The sequence below is a fragment of the Paraburkholderia fungorum genome, from assembly GCF_046027215.1.
Taxonomy (GTDB): Bacteria; Pseudomonadota; Gammaproteobacteria; order Burkholderiales; family Burkholderiaceae; genus Paraburkholderia; species Paraburkholderia fungorum_D.
This window is the reverse complement of sequence record NZ_JAQQEN010000002.1, coordinates 1,591,720-1,608,078: the sequence shown is the minus strand read 5'-3', so window position 1 is coordinate 1,608,078 and position 16,359 is coordinate 1,591,720. Positions and strand designations below refer to the sequence as shown.

Annotated in this window: 15 protein-coding genes; 7 read left to right on the top strand and 8 right to left on the bottom strand. The window is 60.5% G+C overall.

The window, feature by feature from the left end; translation table 11 throughout:
• Positions 1-107: 107 nt before the first annotated feature.
• A complete protein-coding gene (zwf, locus tag PQR27_RS27700) occupies positions 108-1,589 on the top strand; it encodes a glucose-6-phosphate dehydrogenase (protein ID WP_408526788.1) in 1,482 nt (493 codons plus the stop codon).
• Between the two features lie 22 nt (positions 1,590-1,611).
• Here the strand turns inward: zwf and PQR27_RS27695 are convergent, their stop codons facing one another.
• Entirely contained in the window at positions 1,612-2,520 is a 909-nt protein-coding gene (locus tag PQR27_RS27695; protein WP_408526787.1) for a LysR family transcriptional regulator, read from the bottom strand.
• Positions 2,521-2,643: 123 nt separating this feature from the next.
• Here PQR27_RS27695 and PQR27_RS27690 point away from each other — a divergent pair, with 123 nt between their 5' ends.
• Complete coding sequence (locus tag PQR27_RS27690; protein WP_408526786.1) at positions 2,644-3,702, top strand: SDR family oxidoreductase; 1,059 nt, start codon at positions 2,644-2,646, stop codon at positions 3,700-3,702.
• A gap of 96 nt (positions 3,703-3,798) precedes the next feature.
• Here the strand turns inward: PQR27_RS27690 and PQR27_RS27685 are convergent, their stop codons facing one another.
• Positions 3,799-4,755: a LysR family transcriptional regulator gene (locus PQR27_RS27685; protein WP_408526785.1), complete on the bottom strand. Its 957-nt coding sequence runs from the start codon at positions 4,753-4,755 to the stop codon at positions 3,799-3,801.
• Positions 4,756-5,473: 718 nt separating this feature from the next.
• On the bottom strand, positions 5,474-6,526 hold the full coding sequence (locus PQR27_RS27680) for an NAD(P)-dependent alcohol dehydrogenase (protein WP_408526784.1): 1,053 nt from the start codon (positions 6,524-6,526) through the stop codon (positions 5,474-5,476).
• Between the two features lie 328 nt (positions 6,527-6,854).
• On the opposite strand from PQR27_RS27680, the gene PQR27_RS27675 reads away from it, so the two are divergent.
• Entirely contained in the window at positions 6,855-7,823 is a 969-nt protein-coding gene (locus PQR27_RS27675; protein ID WP_408526783.1) for an AraC family transcriptional regulator, read from the top strand.
• A 40-nt stretch (positions 7,824-7,863) separates the two neighbouring features.
• Here the strand turns inward: PQR27_RS27675 and PQR27_RS27670 are convergent, their stop codons facing one another.
• The 3 genes from PQR27_RS27670 to PQR27_RS27660 all read right to left on the bottom strand — a co-directional run bounded on the left by PQR27_RS27670 (position 7,864) and on the right by PQR27_RS27660 (position 9,989).
• Positions 7,864-8,646, bottom strand: coding sequence for a molybdopterin-dependent oxidoreductase (locus PQR27_RS27670; RefSeq protein WP_408526782.1), 783 nt, complete (start codon positions 8,644-8,646; stop codon positions 7,864-7,866).
• The gene (locus tag PQR27_RS27665; protein ID WP_408526781.1) at positions 8,643-9,275 is read right to left on the bottom strand and encodes a cytochrome b/b6 domain-containing protein; all 633 of its coding nucleotides are present in this window, start codon (positions 9,273-9,275) and stop codon (positions 8,643-8,645) included. The genes PQR27_RS27670 and PQR27_RS27665 overlap by 4 nt, the downstream gene beginning before the upstream one ends.
• 81 nt (positions 9,276-9,356) lie before the next feature.
• Entirely contained in the window at positions 9,357-9,989 is a 633-nt protein-coding gene (locus PQR27_RS27660) for a hypothetical protein (RefSeq protein WP_408526780.1), read from the bottom strand.
• A gap of 163 nt (positions 9,990-10,152) precedes the next feature.
• On the opposite strand from PQR27_RS27660, the gene PQR27_RS27655 reads away from it, so the two are divergent.
• Together PQR27_RS27655 and PQR27_RS27650 are read left to right on the top strand one after the other, a co-directional pair.
• Positions 10,153-10,824: a heavy metal response regulator transcription factor gene (locus tag PQR27_RS27655; RefSeq protein WP_408526779.1), complete on the top strand. Its 672-nt coding sequence runs from the start codon at positions 10,153-10,155 to the stop codon at positions 10,822-10,824.
• On the top strand, positions 10,821-12,221 hold the full coding sequence (locus PQR27_RS27650) for a heavy metal sensor histidine kinase (RefSeq protein WP_408526778.1): 1,401 nt from the start codon (positions 10,821-10,823) through the stop codon (positions 12,219-12,221). Before PQR27_RS27655 ends, PQR27_RS27650 begins: the two co-directional genes overlap by 4 nt.
• On the opposite strand, the gene PQR27_RS27645 is transcribed toward PQR27_RS27650, so the two are convergent.
• Complete coding sequence (locus PQR27_RS27645) at positions 12,212-12,811, bottom strand: acyl-homoserine-lactone synthase (RefSeq protein WP_408526777.1); 600 nt, start codon at positions 12,809-12,811, stop codon at positions 12,212-12,214. The genes PQR27_RS27650 and PQR27_RS27645 overlap by 10 nt on opposite strands.
• 15 nt (positions 12,812-12,826) lie before the next feature.
• Entirely contained in the window at positions 12,827-13,549 is a 723-nt protein-coding gene (locus PQR27_RS27640) for an autoinducer binding domain-containing protein (protein ID WP_408526776.1), read from the bottom strand.
• Between the two features lie 248 nt (positions 13,550-13,797).
• Between PQR27_RS27640 and PQR27_RS27635 the strand changes: the two genes are divergently transcribed.
• Positions 13,798-15,024, top strand: coding sequence for a type III PLP-dependent enzyme domain-containing protein (locus PQR27_RS27635; protein ID WP_408526775.1), 1,227 nt, complete (start codon positions 13,798-13,800; stop codon positions 15,022-15,024).
• Positions 15,011-16,330, top strand: coding sequence for a DUF3326 domain-containing protein (locus PQR27_RS27630; RefSeq protein ID WP_408528321.1), 1,320 nt, complete (start codon positions 15,011-15,013; stop codon positions 16,328-16,330). Before PQR27_RS27635 ends, PQR27_RS27630 begins: the two co-directional genes overlap by 14 nt.
• Positions 16,331-16,359 lie beyond the last annotated feature (29 nt).

Genomic DNA, 16,359 nt, shown 5'->3' with positions numbered 1-16,359 from the left:
CACCATAGGCGTTTGCCAGAAAAAAGTGCCGTTTATCCGGCGCTTGTGCTTCATTCGTCCCCAAAGTTTTCACTCCCGCCTATCCATCACGACGCTGCGACCGCGCTATGACGACCCAACACGCTTCTGCCCAACCTGACCTGCCGCTCGACATGATCATTTTCGGCGGCACCGGCGATCTGTCGTTTCGCAAGCTGCTGCCGGCGCTCTATATGGCGCATCTGCACTGCAATCTGCCGCCGGATACCCGCATCTTCACGATCGGCCGCAAGCCATGGTCGTGCGAGGAATACATCAAAGACTTCATGGAATTGAAGGCCAAGCCCTTCATCGAAAAGAAGGCGTTCGACGCCGCTGCCTGGGACAAATTCCTGTCGCTGTTCGAGTACGTGCGCATGGACGTCGATTCGGCCGAGGACTACCAGCGTCTGAGCCAGGCGTCGCGGCAAGGCGCGCGGCGCGTGTTCTATCTCGCGACGTCGCCGGATCTGTTCACGCATATCTGCGACAACCTCGCGAGCGCGGACCTGATCGATCCGAATTCGCGCGTCGTGCTGGAAAAACCGCTGGGCCACGATCTGGCGTCGGCGCAGGAGATCAATACGGCGGTCGGCAAGCATTTCAACGAAGCGCAGATCTATCGGATCGACCATTACCTCGGCAAGGAAACGGTGCAGAACCTGATGGTGCTGCGCTTCGGCAACGCGATTTTTGGCCCGCTGTGGCAGGCGCCGTACATCAAGCGTGTGCAGATCACGGTGGCCGAAGAGGTTGGCGTGGGCAGCCGCGCGGGCTTCTACGATAAAACCGGTGCGCTGCGCGACATGGTGCAGAACCACTTGCTGCAACTGCTGTGTATCGTCGCGATGGAGCCGCCCGTGTCGCTCGATCCGGACGCAGTGCGCGACGAAAAGCTCAAGGTGCTGCGCTCGCTGCGTCCCATGACGCCGGAGGATATCGCGCGCGATACGGTGCGTGGCCAGTACACGGCCGGTGCGGTGAACGGCGAGCCGGTGAAGGGCTATCTCGAGGAAGACAACGTGCCGGCCGGCAGCCGGGCCGAGACTTTCGTCTCGTTGCGCGCGCATATCAACAACTGGCGCTGGGCCAACGTGCCGTTTTACCTGCGTACTGGCAAGCGGATGCAGAAGAAGGTGTCGGAGATCGTCATCGAGTTTTCCGAGTTGCCGTTTTCGATCATTCCGAGCGGCGGACGCAACTATGGCAACCGTCTCGTGATCCAGTTGCAGCCGGAGGAGTCGATCCAGTTGCAAATGCTCGCGAAGGAACCGGGCAGCGGCATGCACATGCTGCCAGTGAACCTGAATCTCGATCTGCAGCAGGCTTTCACCGAGCGCCGCGCGGAAGCGTACGAGCGTTTGCTGATCGACGTGATTCGCGGACGTCTGACGCACTTCATGCGCCGCGACGAACTCGAAGCGGCATGGACATGGGCGGAGCCGATTCTGGAAGGCTGGGCGAAGTCGGGCGACCGGCCGCGTGGCTATACGGCGGGCACGTTCGGTCCGGCAGCGTCGACGGCGCTGATGGCGCGGGAAAATGCCGTATGGGCGGAGGAATCGCAGTAAGCGTGGCTGATTGTGATGCGTGTCACTCGACACGCATCCGTTCTGCCAGGAAATCGAGCAGCGCGCGCACGCGCGCGGGCAAATGGCCGCCCTGGCCGAGATAGAGCGCATTGACTGGCTCGGTAGCGCCGGGATCGAACGCTTCGAGTACAACGGCGAGGCGCCCGGCGGCCACGTCCTCGCGCACCTGGAAGGCGGCGAGCCGCGCGAGCCCGACCCCTGCCAAGGCCAGTTGGCGGAGCGTCTCGCCATCGCTGACCTGGGCGTTACCTTCAACTGGCACCTCGATCCGGCGTCCGTCGCCATCGAGCAAGGGCCAGCCGGTGACCGCTCGCGCAAAACCGAAGCCGAGCCGGTTGTGCTTGGTTAAATCGGCGGGCGTCTGCGGCGTGCCGTGCTTCGCCAGATAGGCAGGCGCGCCGGCAATCACCATCTTCGCTTCCCCCAGCTTGCGCGCCACCAGTTGCGAATCCTTCAGCGGACCGCTGCGCAACGCGATATCGGTGCGCTGCTCCAGCAAGTCGACGACCTGGTCCGTCAACACGATATCGAGGGTGATCTCGGGATGCATGGCAAGAAATGCCGGCACCAGCGGCAGCAGATAGTGCCGCCCGAGCGGCACGTTGGCATGGACCCGCAGCCGGCCGCGCGGCGCCGCGCCAGTGGCGGCGCCGCGTTCGGTTTCGTCGAGTTCCGCGAGCACGCGCACGCCGCGTTCGTAAAACACGCAGCCTTCGGGCGTGAGTTGCAGATTGCGTGTCGAGCGATTCACCAGCCGCGCGCCGAGCCGGGCTTCGAGCCGCGCCACCAGTTTGCTGACCGCGGACGGCGTCATGCCGAGCGTGCGCGCCGCTGCCGAGAAGCCGCCGAGTTCGACCGCGCGCACGAACACTTCGAGTTCGCCGGAACGGTTCACATCCAAACGTGCCATTGTGAGTTCAATTCACAGGTGATATGCCACCTGGCAGTCTACCGAAAGCGCTGTCCTGTCGATATCTTTCAGTCACCGCACGGCATTAGCCGTCGCAACGCATGATCGACCGGGAGCATGACAATGAACGCAACGAAGAAAGTGGCGCTGGTGGTGGGCGCACAGGGCGTGATCGGCCGCAATCTGGTCGATCACCTGGCCACGCTCGGCGACTGGGAGGTCATCGGCCTCGCGCGTCGAGGCGGCGCTGCGAGAGAGCGGGTGCAATACGTCGCGGTCGATCTGCTCGATCCGGTCGATACGCGGACGAAGCTGCGTGCGCCCGATCACGTCACGCACGTGTTTTACGCTGCGTATCAGGACCGCCCGAGCTGGGCAGAACTGGTGCCGCCCAATCTGGCGATGCTGGCCAATGTGATGGATGCCGTCGAACCGGCCGCAACCGCTTTGCAGCATGTGAGCCTGATGCAGGGCTACAAGGTGTACGGCGGCCATCTCGGGCCCTTCAGGACGCCGGCGCGCGAGGACGACGCGCACTTCATGCCGCCCGAGTTCATGTTCGACCAGCAGACGTTTCTCGAGTCGCGGCAAAAGGGCAAGCGCTGGAACTGGTCGGCGATCCGGCCTGCGGTGGTGGGTGGTATTGCGCTTGGCAATCCGATGAATCTGGCGGTCGCGATCGCTGTATATGCGTCGATGTCGAAGGAACTTGGCTTGCCTTTGCGCTTTCCCGGCAAGCCCGGTGCGTACGACAGGCTGCTCGAGATGACCGACGCCGGTTTGCTTGCGCGCGCAACCATCTGGGCCGCGACCGAGCCGCGCGCCGCGAATCAGGCGTTCAATATCAACAACGGCGATCTGTTCCGCTGGAACGCCATGTGGCCGAAGCTTGCCCGTTATTTCGAACTCGACGTGGCGCCGCCGCTGCCGATGTCGCTCGATACGAGCATGGCGGACAAAGAGTCCTTGTGGCAGGCGATGACGGAGAAACATGATCTGCGGGCCGTTCCCTACCAGGACGTTTCGTCATGGCGTTTTGCCGATTTCGTTTTCTCGTGGGACTACGACATGTTCGGCGACGGTTCAAAAGCCCGGCGCTTCGGGTTTCACGAATTCATCGATACCGAAGCGATGTTTATCGGCATTTTTGATGATCTCAGGCGACAGAAGCTGATTCCATGAATTGCGCATTAAATGTGGTGATTTAGTTTCGCTTCGCGCGCGGCCTGTGTAGTTGATGCGTTGAGGTTGGCGCCGCGGGTTTGCATCCAGCCCGCCTCAGGCGGGATGCAAACCGCGTAGCAACTGACGCACGCGCGACAGGTCCTGATCGACGTGCTCCGCGTGCTCGAAGCGTTCGGCGAGCCAGTCGACGAACGCACGCACGCGCGGCGACACACGGCGGTTTTTCACGTATGCGACGGAGACCGGCATCGGCACGGGTTTCCATTGCGGCAGCACTTCACGCAACTGTCCCGAGTCGAGATAGGCTTGCGCGGCGATGCGTGCCGGCTGGATCAGCCCGAGGCCCTGGAGCCCGCAGGTGAGATAGGCTTGCTCGTCGGTGACTTTGACGAAGCCGTTCACTTTGACGTTGTGCGCTTCGCCGTCCACTTCGAAGTCGAAGTCCACTTCGCGGCCGTTATGCGGCGACATGCAATTGACCGCGACGTGTCCGCGCAGGTCGTCGAGATCCTGCGGTGTGCCGTGGCGAGCCAGGTAGGACGGACTGGCGCAGGTCACGTGTTCGAGCGTGCCGAGCTGGCGCGCGACCAGATTCGAATCGGGCAGTTCGCCGAGCTGGATGCTGCAGTCGACTGCTTCGGCGATCAGGTCCACGGCGCGGTTGCTGATGCCGATGGCCAGATCGAGATTGGGGTAGCGGGCGTGGAAGTCGTCCAACGCGGGGAGGACGATGGTGCTGGCTACCGCGCCGGGCATTTCGATACGCAGGCGGCCGGTGAGGTTGTCGGTTGCGTGACGGATGCTGGCTTCCATGTCGTCGATGTCGGCGAGGATTTGCGCACAACGCTCGTAGTAAGCCGCACCTTCGGCGGTGACGCTCAGGCGGCGCGTCGTACGGGCTAATAGGGCGGTGCCTAGCAGGGATTCCAGATTCTGGACGATGGTGGTTGCTGTGGCCCTGGGGATGTTTAATGACTCCGCTGCGCGGGTGAAGCTGTTTGTGTCCACGATACGGATGAATGTGCGCATGGCAGTGATTCTGTCGATCACGGGGTACTCCATAAATAGGGGTTGGGTTTTTGCCTACGGCGGTGTTGTTTTTTTTGTTCTGTATGCCTATGGCGATTGCCTTTCCTTGCTCTGGCTCTTTGGCCTTTCCTTGTTTTGTTATTGGTCTATTAGCGTTCCCCCTGTGCGGGGGGCACCTACTTTTCTTTGCCGCCGCAAAGAAAAGTAGGCAAAAGAAAGCGGCTCACACCGCCAATTCTTAAGTGGGTCCCCTGGCTTGGAGGGGCTAGTGGTCCGATTAACGGATCACACCTCGGTCCATTAGTGTCTGTGACACAGCCGTCATCCGCTCCCACTCCGCACTGCGTGCGTCGCGGATGGGTCTGCCTGGGAAACCAGGGGCTTCGGTTTGTGTTTGTGGGGGCCATCGGCTTCGCCTCGGCGAGGCGCCGAAATATACCGATGGTTTTGTGAAGTACCGCCCCGGCGCGCGCAGCGCCGCCGGAAGCATGACGGCCTGGTCACTCAGGCCAGCAGGTGCGCAGGCTCATTCTCTACGGAGCCACGATCCCCTCCAAGCCAGGGGACCCGCTTAAAAGTTAGCGGTGTGAGCCGCTTTCTTTTGCCTACTTTTCTTTGCGGCGGCAAAGAAAAGTAGGTGCCCCCCCGCACAGGGGGAACGCTAATAAACCAATAAGAAATGAAACACCAAATGCCAGAGGCGAACCAAAACAATGCCGCCGCCAAAGGCAAAAAGCGATCACTTCCTCATTGAATCCAGATCAATAACAAACCGATACTTCACATCGCTCCTGAGCATCCGCTCATAAGCCTCATTAATGCTCTGCATAGGAATAATTTCAATATCCGAAGTAATCCCATGTTCGCCGCAAAAATCCAGCATCTCCTGCGTCTCGGCAATGCCGCCAATCAACGACCCGGCCAGCCGGCGGCGCTTGAATATCAGGTTGAACACTTGCGGCGACGGGTGATCATGCTCAGGCGCCCCGACGAGGGTCATGGTCCCATCACGCTTGAGCAGATTCAAAAACGGATTCAGGTCATGCTGCGCAGCAACCGTATTCAGAATGAAATCGAAGCTGTTCAGATGCGCTTCCATCTCCGACGGATTCTTCGAAATCACCACCTCATGCGCGCCAAGCCGCTTCGCATCTTCAATCTTCGAAGGCGACGTGGTGAACAACACAACATGTGCACCCATCGCACGCGCCAGCTTCACGCCCATGTGACCCAGGCCACCCAGGCCGACAATGCCGACTTTCTTGCCAGGGCCCGCACCCCACGTACGCAGCGGCGAATACGTCGTAATCCCCGCGCACAGCAACGGCGCGACAGCCGCCGGGTCGAGGTTCTCCGGCACCCGCAGCGTGAAAGCCTCGTCCACCACGAGTTGCGTCGAATACCCGCCGTAAGTGATCTGTCCGTCAACCCGGTCAACGCCGTTATACGTGCCGACAAAACCGTTCTCGCAATACTGTTCGAGACCTTCCTCGCAACTCGTGCACGTACGGCACGAATCGACGAGACAGCCCACGCCAACCAGATCGCCCGCCTTGTACTTCGTCACGTCCGCACCCACCGCCGTCACCCGGCCGACAATCTCGTGGCCCGGCACCACCGGAAAAACCGTGTTCTTCCATTCATTGCGTGCCTGATGCAAATCGGAATGGCACACGCCGCAAAACAGGACTTCCATCTGCACGTCATGGGCGCGCAGTTCGCGGCGCTGTAGTTCGAACGGGGCGAGCGGCGCGGTAGCGTCGGTCGCTGCATAGGCATAAGTCGTGCTCATGGGTAGCTCCAGCTAAGAGGGTAATGTCGCAAGGCGCCGACGATAGCAACGCATGTTGCCGATGCGGCCCAACCTTGTCATGAACCAGAATCACGGCGCCGGCGGTGGTGGACGAATTCACCCGACAGGTGCAACGCGGTAAATCGCTAACCAGGCCGGCGCGGCGCTGAAAAGGATGATCCGGCAGGGTTCCCATAATAGGAGCCGGGAGCGAGCCGGGGAATACCTGAATGTCTTGAAGATTTGCCTAAAACTCCTGGCGAACGGCGCGTTAGGCCGTTTGATGCTAAATTTCAAGCATTATTCTCTTGCGCTTCACTATATCGTCATGTCAACCCGTTCCGCAGAACCGGCCGCGGCCGATACCGCCCAGCGTCGTCTGGTCGAATTGTTCGATACGCTCGCTCCCAACCCGGGCATTACGCGCTCAAGCCTCGAAGGCGTCAACCTGCTGCGCGCAAATTGTCCGATGCCGCGTATGCCGGTGCTGTATGAGCCGAGCATCGTGATCGTCTGCCAGGGCCGCAAACGCGGTTATCTCGGCGAACAGGTGTTCCAGTACGACGCGCAGCAGTATCTGGTGCTCTCGGTTCCGCTGCCGTTCGAATGCGAAACCGAAGCGAGTCTGGAAGAGCCCTTTCTCGCGATCTCGGTACGCGTGGATCTGACCATGGTGGCCGAGCTGCTGATGGCGCTGAACGAGACCCAGGGCGTCGCGCAGAACGAGCCGCTCGGCATCTATTCGACGCCGCTCGACCCGGCTCTGAGCAACGCGGTGCACCGTCTCATGGACGCGTTGGCGTCGCCGCTCGACGCGCGCGTCCTGGCGCCAGGCGTGGTGCGCGAAATCTGCTATCGCGTGCTGACCGGCGAGCAGGGCGACGCGATTCGCGCGGCGCTCACGCATCAGCATCATTTCGGCCGCATCGCCAAGGCGCTGCGGCGGATTCATGCGGACTACCAGGGCCAGCTCGACGTCGATACGCTCGCCTCGGAGGCCGGCATGAGCCTCGCCGTGTTTCATGCGCAGTTCAAGGTGGTGACGTCCACCTCGCCGATGCAATACGTGAAGACCACGCGTTTGCATCACGCGCGTTTGCTGATGGTGCAGGACGGTTTGAATGCGGGCGCGGCTGCGGCCCGCGTCGGCTACGAAAGCGCGTCGCAGTTTAGCCGCGAGTTCAAGCGGCTATTCGGCCTCAGCCCGGTCGATGAAGTCAAACGCATGCGTACCGTGTACGATGCGCCGCCGCCGCGCGTGCTGAAGCCCGTTGCGCGCTACGTGACCGCGGTATGAGCGATGAGTGCTCGCGCGGTTTTTAGGTTGCTATGAGCCGCTATAGACCGCTGAACCAGTTGTACCCCTGGTCTTCCCAATAGCCACCAGGGTTCGTGTTGGTCACGAAAATCGCGGCAATGTGCTTCGGATTCTTGAAGCCCAGTTTGGTCGGCACGCGCAGCTTCAACGGATAGCCGTACTTGGCCGGCAGCGGCGCGTCGCCGAAATCGAGCGTCAGTTGCGTTTGTGGATGCAATGCGGTCGCCATGTCGAGGCTCGAGTAATAGCGGTCCGCGCATTTGAAGCCGACATACCGCGCGCTCAGATCGGCGCCGACCCGTTCGAGAAACGTGCGAAACGGCACGCCGCGCCATTGCCCAATCGCGCTCCACCCTTCAATACAGATATGCCGCGTAATCTGCGAAGCCTGCGGCAGCGCGCGCAGCTGATCGAGATTCCAGCTGCGCTTGTCCGATACCAATCCCGAGACTTCCAGCTGATACGTCGAGCCGTCGATATCCGGCGCGTCGAACTCCGGATAGAACGCGTTGAAAGGGAACGGGTTGGTGATGTCGCGCGCGGCATAGGTGGGCGCCAGCTTGTTGCGGTCAAAGAGCCATCCCTGCACGCGATCGTTCCAGCGCGACATGGCCCACAATACCTTGTCGACCGAATCGCCGTCCTGCATGTTGCAACCCGACAGCATCGCCAGCGCGCCGATCGATAGCGACGAGCGCAGAAACAGGCGGCGTTGCAGGCGTTCGATTTGCGGCCGGTGGTCGGCCAGCACGATACGCTGGCTTATCGCGTTGCGTGAATCTTTGGGTTTGAATTCGCTCATGCCTTGCTTCCTTCATGCGCGCTGTGCCGGGCCCGGCCCGTCAGCATCGGCAGCAGCGTGCGCGGCACGAGCAGCACCAGCGCGAGATGCACGACCACAAAGCCGACCACGCCTGCCATCGCCACAAAGTGAACACGTCGCGCAAAGTCGAAGCCGCCGAACAGCGCAGTGAGCCACGAGAATTGCACCGGCTTCCAGATGGAGAGCCCCGACGCCACCAGCAATACGCCAAGCAGCAATACGAACAGATAGAGCGCGCGCTGCACCGCGTTATATTTACCGGTATCGTGCGGCAGTCTGAAGCGCATCGCCAGCGCGGCATCGCGCATCACCTCGCGCGGATAAACCGGCAACAGCTTGCGGCGGAAATGCCCGCGCCCGACGCCATAGGCGAAATACAGCAGGCCGTTTGCGCACAGCAGCCACATCGCCGCGAAATGCCAGGCGATCGAGCCACCGAGCCAGCCGCCGACAGTCGCCCACACGGGAAACCGGAACGGGAAAAACGGCGACGCGTTGTAAATTGCCCAGCCGCTCATCACCATGCAGACCATGGCAAACGCATTGATCCAATGCGTGATCCGTACGACAAGCGGGTGGACGATGAAGCGCGCTGGAGATTCAGCCATAGCGGATGCGGCGCGGCAAGGAAGAAATGGAAAGCCGCGCCCCTGACGGGCGCGGCATCTCAACAAGCGGCGAGAGCCGGCTTACATCGGCGGCGTGACGCCGTGCTCGCCTGCCGAGATGAAGTTCGCCGCCATCGTGCCGTCAGCGTCCTTGTGCGCGAACAGCACCACCTTGGCGCCCGGCACGAGCAACGAGCGGTCACCCGGTTCGAGGCTGACAATAGGCACGTCTTGCGGAATCACGATCTTCTTCTCACCGTCCTTGTATTTGACCGTGATCGTGCGGCCATTGCTGACCACGAGCGAGCCGACCGTGCCGTTGGTCATGGTGCTGTTCGAACCCAGATCCCACGGACGATGACCTTCGCCGGAGCCGCGCATGCTGGCGGGGAACACGTGCACTTCGAGCGCCTTGAGCGTGCCGTCGGGCTGCGGAATGGCGGCGGTGCCGACATAGCTGTCCGGCTTGATGTCGTTCACATTGGCGAGAGTGACACCGCGAATCGGCGTGTCCTTGGCGAGCTTCACGTCGACATCCTTGCCGTCGCGGGTATGGACCTTGAGCAGGTCGCCGGAAAGCGACGTGACCGTGCCACGCACGCCCGTCGGTGCCGCGGTCTGGGCCTGCGCGGCGGGTCCCATGGCGAACAGTGCACCGGCAACCAGTACTGGAGCGACGAGGGCACGCATCGCATTGGCGGAAACAATCTTCATGAGTCTGCTCTTGGGTGGGTGAAGGATAGGGACAGATTAGGCGTGCACCCGGCTCCGGCGAGTGACAGACGGATGACAAAAACGTCATTAATCGCGCTCCGCAGCCACGTAGAATGGCCGGCATACCCATGTCCAACGCTCCTCGCCAGAAGCGCCCCGCACCATGAGCATCCTCGTCATCGAAGACGATCCAAAAACCGGCGACTACCTGAAGAAAGGCCTGCGCGAAAGCGGCTATGCGGTCGATCTCGCGCGCACCGGCACGGACGGCTTGCATATGGCGCTCGAACACGCGTATGACCTGGTAGTGCTCGACGTGATGCTGCCGGGCATCGACGGCTGGGAAATCATGCGTGCGTTGCGGGCCCGCCGCGATCTGCCGGTGATTTTCCTGACCGCGCGCGACCACGTCAGCGACCGTATCCGCGGCCTCGAGCTCGGCGCGGACGATTACCTCGTCAAGCCGTTCTCGTTCACCGAACTGGTGTTGCGCATCCGCACGCTGCTGCGCCGCGGCGTGATCCGCGAGCATGACGTGTTCGAGATTGCCGACCTCAAGCTCGACGTCCTGCGCCGCAAGGTGACGCGCGAAGGCGTCGAGATTCCGCTGACCAATAAGGAGTTCATGCTGCTGCATCTGCTGGTGCGGCGCCAGGGCGAGGCGCTCTCGCGCACACAGATCGCCTCGGAGGTGTGGGACATGAACTTCGACAGCGATACCAATGTGGTCGACGTCGCCATCAAACGACTGCGCGCCAAGATCGATCATCCGTTTGAAAAGAAGCTGATTCACACGGTGCGCAGCATCGGCTACACCTTCGGCGACGGCTCATGAAGCTGTGGGCCGAGCGCTCGCTGACGGCGCGCACTACCGTACTGTTCGCGTCGATCGCCTGCGTGGTGATCGGCACGCTCGGCGCCTATTTCTACCATTCCGCTGAGGTGTCCTTGCAACGTCGCGCCGACGTGGTGCTCACGGGGCGCGTCGAGCATTTCAGCCGGATCGTGCGTGATCTGTACTCCGTCAGCGAACTGAAGAGCCGGCCCTTGCTGTTCGAAACCATGCTCGGCGCGGAACAGGACGTGCTGCTATTTCGCAAGCCGGGTGAGGCGCCGTTTATCGACGTCAACCCGGCAAACGTAGCGGTCCCCGCATTGCAGCCGAGTGCGGAAGGGCGCTTGCCAACGCTCGCGGATATTCGCCAGACCACGCTGCCCGACGGCGTACCGGTCCATTGGGCGATTGCCACGGCCAAGGCACGCGAGGATGGCACCGAGGTCGAAGTGATCGCCGCGCATCCGATGACACAGGAAGTGCGGATGCTGGCGGCCTATCGCAATCGCATCCTACTGGCCACGCTGATCGGCATGCTGGCCGCCACGCTGCTCGCGTATTACGTGCTGCGCCGCGGGCTGCGGCCGGTTCGCGAGATCGCCATGCGGGCCGCGCAGATCAGTCCCACGAGCCTGTCGGTACGGCTCGACAGCGAAGCCGCGCCGCGCGAATTGCGCCAGCTCACGCACGCATTCAACGCCATGCTCGACCGCCTCGCCGACGGCTATCAGCGTTTGTCGCAGTTTTCCGCCGACCTGGCGCATGAAATTCGCACGCCTGTGGGCGCGCTGATCGGCCAGACCCAGGTGACGCTCGCCAAGCCGCGCGATGCCGACGAATACCAGCAGTTGCTCGAATCGAATCTCGAAGAACTGAACCGCCTGAGCCACATCGCGGAGAACATCCTGTTTCTCGCGCACGCCGACCATGCCGCGCTTTCCATCGAACGCGAGGCGGTCGATCTGCACGGCGAACTCGTGCGGATCGCGGATTATTTCGAAGGGCCGGCCGACGAACGCGGCATGCGCTTCGAAGTCGATGCCCAGGGCGTGGCGTCGGTCAATCCAATGTTATGCCGGCGGGCCATCAACAATCTGGTTGTGAACGCGGTGAGATATGGCGCCTGCGATACGGTCGTGCGTTTGAGCGGCACGCAGGACGAGGCGGGCGCGACAGTGGTGGTGGAAAACGCTGGTGAGCCGATTCCGAGCGAGCAACTGGACCGCCTGTTCGATCGTTTCTATCGCGGCGATGCCGCGCGTAGCGCGTTCACCGAATCGAGCGGCCTGGGGCTCGCGATTGTCAAGGCGATCATGCATCTGCATGGCGGTACGGCGCGGGTGCTGTGTCCGGTGCCGGGCGTGGTGCGCTTCGAATTGCGGTTTCCTCACGTATGAGGGGCGGGGGACGGGTTCGGGCTTTGACTACTTAACGCCTTCAACCCTGCAGTGTCGATCTGCAATGAAAATGCAGCGAGACCGTCTCTGCGAGTCTGTACCGGACCAAGAGGGCGCAGAACCAGTCCTAGCCGACGATAGAGTCGCTCGATGCTGTGCGGAGCGACGCCTATCAAATAACGGAATCCTAAGTATTCGGCGTGAAAAAAAATGATCTGGAGGAGTCTGCGCATTCTTTGCGTGTTGATCGCACCATCATGATGGAATGTGGTGAATCTGGATAACTCCCAGGTTGAGGAATCGCTGATCAATGGAATGGAACACAGGTCAGGAAAAATTTTTGCAAGTAGATAGGGCCGCGTGGTCGGCAGCAGCCGGGCATATCCACAGATGCATCGATCCGATGTATAGGCGATGACGTTTATGGTGTCTTCGCGGTCGAATTCGTCCCATTCCTCCAAGGTACCGGTACTGATGGACGGCAAGTTCCATTGCATCTGTTCGACGAACACCGCATACCGATACAGGCCAAGCTGCTGTCGTGCGGCTTGGCTCAGATTAGCCGTTGTGCTGACGACGATTTCTTCCATGAATCTTCTCCGAAGCTACAGATATCCGTGAGCAATGGCGTACGCGATTGCGCCGGCCTTGGATGAGGCATTGAACTTTCTCTTGCAGTTTTTGAGGTGAAAATTCACCGTTTCGACTGAGATGCCGATGGCGTTCGAGATTCCCTTGGCGGACTTTCCATCGGCGGTCCACCGGAGAATTTCGATTTCGCGCCGGGTGAGTTTGATCCTGGCAGTGGTATGCCACTGCAGATCGGAAATCCTGCAGATGCATGACATGGACAAATGGCCGAGTGCAAAAAGAAAAGGCCGCAGCGCCGTGATCTCGCGCGAGTTCAGCGGCGTGTCAGCTCGAGCTAGCGAATAAACTCCAAACTGCCCGCGAGTGTTCCAGCAGGGTTGTGAAATGCCGATCGCCAGTCCAGCCGATTTGGCCTCGTCCCACAACGGTTTCGCGTTCGCGAAGAAAGCGTCGCTCCATACAGCGGCACCCAGGTCACTGGATTCGAGTCTGGCAACGGGATCGATCTCCAGATACCCTTTCTCGCGATATCTCGCTACCCATGACTCGGGATAAGAACTATTGATAGAGATATTGCGGGAACAGAAAGGTGTGCGGTTGATGTAACCGAGCGCGTAATGCGAAAACCCAAGATTTTGCGAGGCGCGTGAAAGGATGGAAAACGCATAATCGAACCGCTCGCAGGTTTGTAGCTCGAAAAATAAATCGCTCCACCATTCGGAAAGGTCCCGGGGCATCGTTCGGCTCCACTGTGTGAATCTTAATTTCTATTGCTTTCCGGCACATTGTGCACATTCGCGGGAACGACCGGATGTCGGCTAATTGTCGCAGTAATATCGTCTTCTCTTTTTTTGTCGGTGCATTCGATTCATGGGCGAAATTCCTACCAATTTAGGGGGCTGCGGTGCGAAGGGCGGTATGGGATAGTTTCTTCATCGCACGCACGAATATAGCGGCGCTATCTGAATTGACCGCGAGATAATTCATGCAGATTGATGTGAAATGTTCAAAATATGCCAGTCGTATTGAGGGGGCTTCGCTGAGGCCGGTAATGGTTCACGAGCAAGTCGAGACCCCTGCATTTGTCTATCAGGAGGCGGCTATTCGGGATGCGCTCCTTGCAATGCACGCGGTCATCGGCGATAGCGGTTGTCGCCTGCTGTATCCGCTCAAGCCATTTTCGCGAGCGAATGGACTACGCTTCATGCGGCCTTATATCGACGGCTTCTCTGTTTCGTCCGCGTTCGAAGCGGCGTTCGCACGAACGATTCTTGGCAAGCGCGGCACGGTGCATCTTACGACTCCTGGCATGTGTCCGGCCGACCTGGCTGGCATGGTTGCGAACTGCGATTTCGTGGCGTTCAATTCACTATCGCAATGGGACCACTTCCGCGACGCGTTTGAAAGACACGCCTCTTGCGGTCTGCGTTTAAACCCGCAGCTCCCTGTTGTTCTCGACGATCGCTATAACCCGTGCAGGGCCCACTCAAAACTCGGTGTGCCCCTGGATGCGCTGACCGAGCGTGTAGCGCACGGCGACTTTTCCATGCAGGGCCTGGCCGGACTGCATCTCCACACAAACTGCGACAGCGGAGACTTTGGCGTGCTTGCCGACACGATCGAGCACGTCGAAGGGAAGTTGGAGCACGTGCTCGATAGCGTTGAATGGGTGAATCTGGGCGGCGGCTATCTCGCGGAACAGGCAGAACATGTCGACCGCTTTCGCTCTGCGGTCGGTCGGTTACGCAAGCGGTTCGGCGTGGAGGTGTTCATCGAACCGGGTGCTTCGACCGTGCGCGCCGCGGGTCAATTCGTCACGACGGTTGTGGATCTGTTCGAAAGCGAAGGGGTCACAGTGGCAGTCCTCGACACGACGGTCAACCACCTTCCCGAGGTCTTCGAGTATCAGTTCCAACCGGAGGTCGTGGGCCACCAGCCAGAGCATCCCCATGCCTATCTGCTGGCTGGCAGTTCGTGTCTGGCCGGCGACATGTTCGGCACGTACCGGTTCGACAGGCGGCTGGAGATTGGCACCCGTCTGATTCTGCCGAATGCCGGTGCCTACACATTGGTGAAGTCGCATCGATTCAATGGTATCAACCTGCCAACGATCTATTGCGTTCGTGAGAACGGCGACATTCAGATTGAGCAGCGGTTCACCTATGAAGACTATCTCAACCACAATGGAGTTTGCGATGATGCATCTGTATGAGAAGGAGTTCAAGGTTACGAAGCCGTTATCGACCCTGTCCATTGGAGCGCTGCGTGCACTCACGCAGCAACAGCTTGGACCTGGCGAATTGCCGCTGCGCTTCGTCATTACCCGCAGCGAGCCAGGCGAGTTCGTCTGCGAGATTGCTGTCCTCGCTGGCGTCGATGGTCACATCGGGATACAGCGCGACTCACTGTTCGCTTTCACTCGCCGGGCTCCTTCTGGGGGCGACGAATTTAACGCCGTAATGATTGTTCCAACTGGTGTCGATGCAGAAATCGGCGGTCACGATGGCGATGCCGGTCCCGTTGCGATGCTGCTGGCGTCCATGTGCGATTGCCTGATTACTCACCCGAATGTCGTCAACGCGGCCGATATCAACGAATTGCCGCAGAACGGCCTGTACGTAGAGGGAAGCGTGATTTGTCGCTTCCTGCTCGGTCAGATCGGACTCCAACGGGTGCGGTCGAACCGATTGCTACTGGTCACCGGTTCAAACGAGAGCCAGATGTTCGTCAACGCGACGATTAATTCAGCTAACGCGGCGCGGGCGGCATACGGCCTTGAATGTGCCGGCGTCCTGCATCTGGCTCCGGGGCTCGTCATGAAAAGTGTCTATGCGCCAAGTGGCCGCGCGACCGGGATCATCGAGCGTATTGATACCCTGTTTGAGAGCCTCACGCGCTATTCCGGAGAGTTCGACGCTATCGCTATTGCGTCTCCCGTTCATATGCAGGATGAACGGCATGCCGCTTACTTCTCGGGAAACCTCGGTGCGGCGAACCCGTGGGGAGGTGTCGAGGCCATGCTGACGCATGCTATTTCCACGCAGTTTGACGTCTCATCCGCCCATGCGCCGATGTACGAGGACGCGAAGTTAGCCCTTTACGACTACGGTATCGTCGATGCCCGCAAGGCAGCAGCGGTTGTTTCGGTCACCGCGCTGCAATGCGTGCTCAAAGGGCTGATGCGCAGCCCGCGCATCGTGCGCAACCCGGCTGCGTCTGGTGCGCAAAGCGTCATGACGGCCGCGGATGTCTCATGTTTTGTCACGCCCGATGGCTGTATTGGGCTTCCATTGCTCGCGGCGTTGGCGCAGGGCATTCCGGTGATCGCCGTGCGCGAAAACCGTACCCTCATGCGCAACGATTTGAGCGCATTGCCTTGGGCACCGGGACAACTGCACCTGGTCGAGAACTATTGGGAGGCGGCTGGCGTGATGGCGGCGTTGAAGGCCGGCGTGTCTCCGGGATCGGTGCGGCGGCCATTCCCGCCGCTGAATATTGTGCGCGAAGTGGGGCAGTAGCCTCAGGTGCGCTTGTACGGATCGATTCA

Excerpts from the sequence above, each read along its gene's own strand:
- PQR27_RS27650 (WP_408526778.1), top strand. The coding sequence starts at position 10,821 with ATGAAGCTGTGGGCCGAGCGCTCGCTGACGGCGCGCACTACCGTACTG.
- PQR27_RS27660 (WP_408526780.1), bottom strand. The coding sequence starts at position 9,989 with ATGAAGATTGTTTCCGCCAATGCGATGCGTGCCCTCGTCGCTCCAGTA.
- PQR27_RS27695 (WP_408526787.1), bottom strand. The coding sequence starts at position 2,520 with ATGGCACGTTTGGATGTGAACCGTTCCGGCGAACTCGAAGTGTTCGTG.
- PQR27_RS27680 (WP_408526784.1), bottom strand. The coding sequence starts at position 6,526 with ATGAGCACGACTTATGCCTATGCAGCGACCGACGCTACCGCGCCGCTC.
- PQR27_RS27675 (WP_408526783.1), top strand. The coding sequence starts at position 6,855 with ATGTCAACCCGTTCCGCAGAACCGGCCGCGGCCGATACCGCCCAGCGT.
- PQR27_RS27635 (WP_408526775.1), top strand. The coding sequence starts at position 13,798 with ATGCAGATTGATGTGAAATGTTCAAAATATGCCAGTCGTATTGAGGGG.
- PQR27_RS27645 (WP_408526777.1), bottom strand. The coding sequence starts at position 12,811 with ATGGAAGAAATCGTCGTCAGCACAACGGCTAATCTGAGCCAAGCCGCA.
- zwf (WP_408526788.1), top strand. The coding sequence starts at position 108 with ATGACGACCCAACACGCTTCTGCCCAACCTGACCTGCCGCTCGACATG.
- PQR27_RS27630 (WP_408528321.1), top strand. The coding sequence starts at position 15,011 with ATGCATCTGTATGAGAAGGAGTTCAAGGTTACGAAGCCGTTATCGACC.
- PQR27_RS27670 (WP_408526782.1), bottom strand. The coding sequence starts at position 8,646 with ATGAGCGAATTCAAACCCAAAGATTCACGCAACGCGATAAGCCAGCGT.
- PQR27_RS27640 (WP_408526776.1), bottom strand. The coding sequence starts at position 13,549 with ATGCCCCGGGACCTTTCCGAATGGTGGAGCGATTTATTTTTCGAGCTA.
- PQR27_RS27665 (WP_408526781.1), bottom strand. The coding sequence starts at position 9,275 with ATGGCTGAATCTCCAGCGCGCTTCATCGTCCACCCGCTTGTCGTACGG.
- PQR27_RS27655 (WP_408526779.1), top strand. The coding sequence starts at position 10,153 with ATGAGCATCCTCGTCATCGAAGACGATCCAAAAACCGGCGACTACCTG.
- PQR27_RS27690 (WP_408526786.1), top strand. The coding sequence starts at position 2,644 with ATGAACGCAACGAAGAAAGTGGCGCTGGTGGTGGGCGCACAGGGCGTG.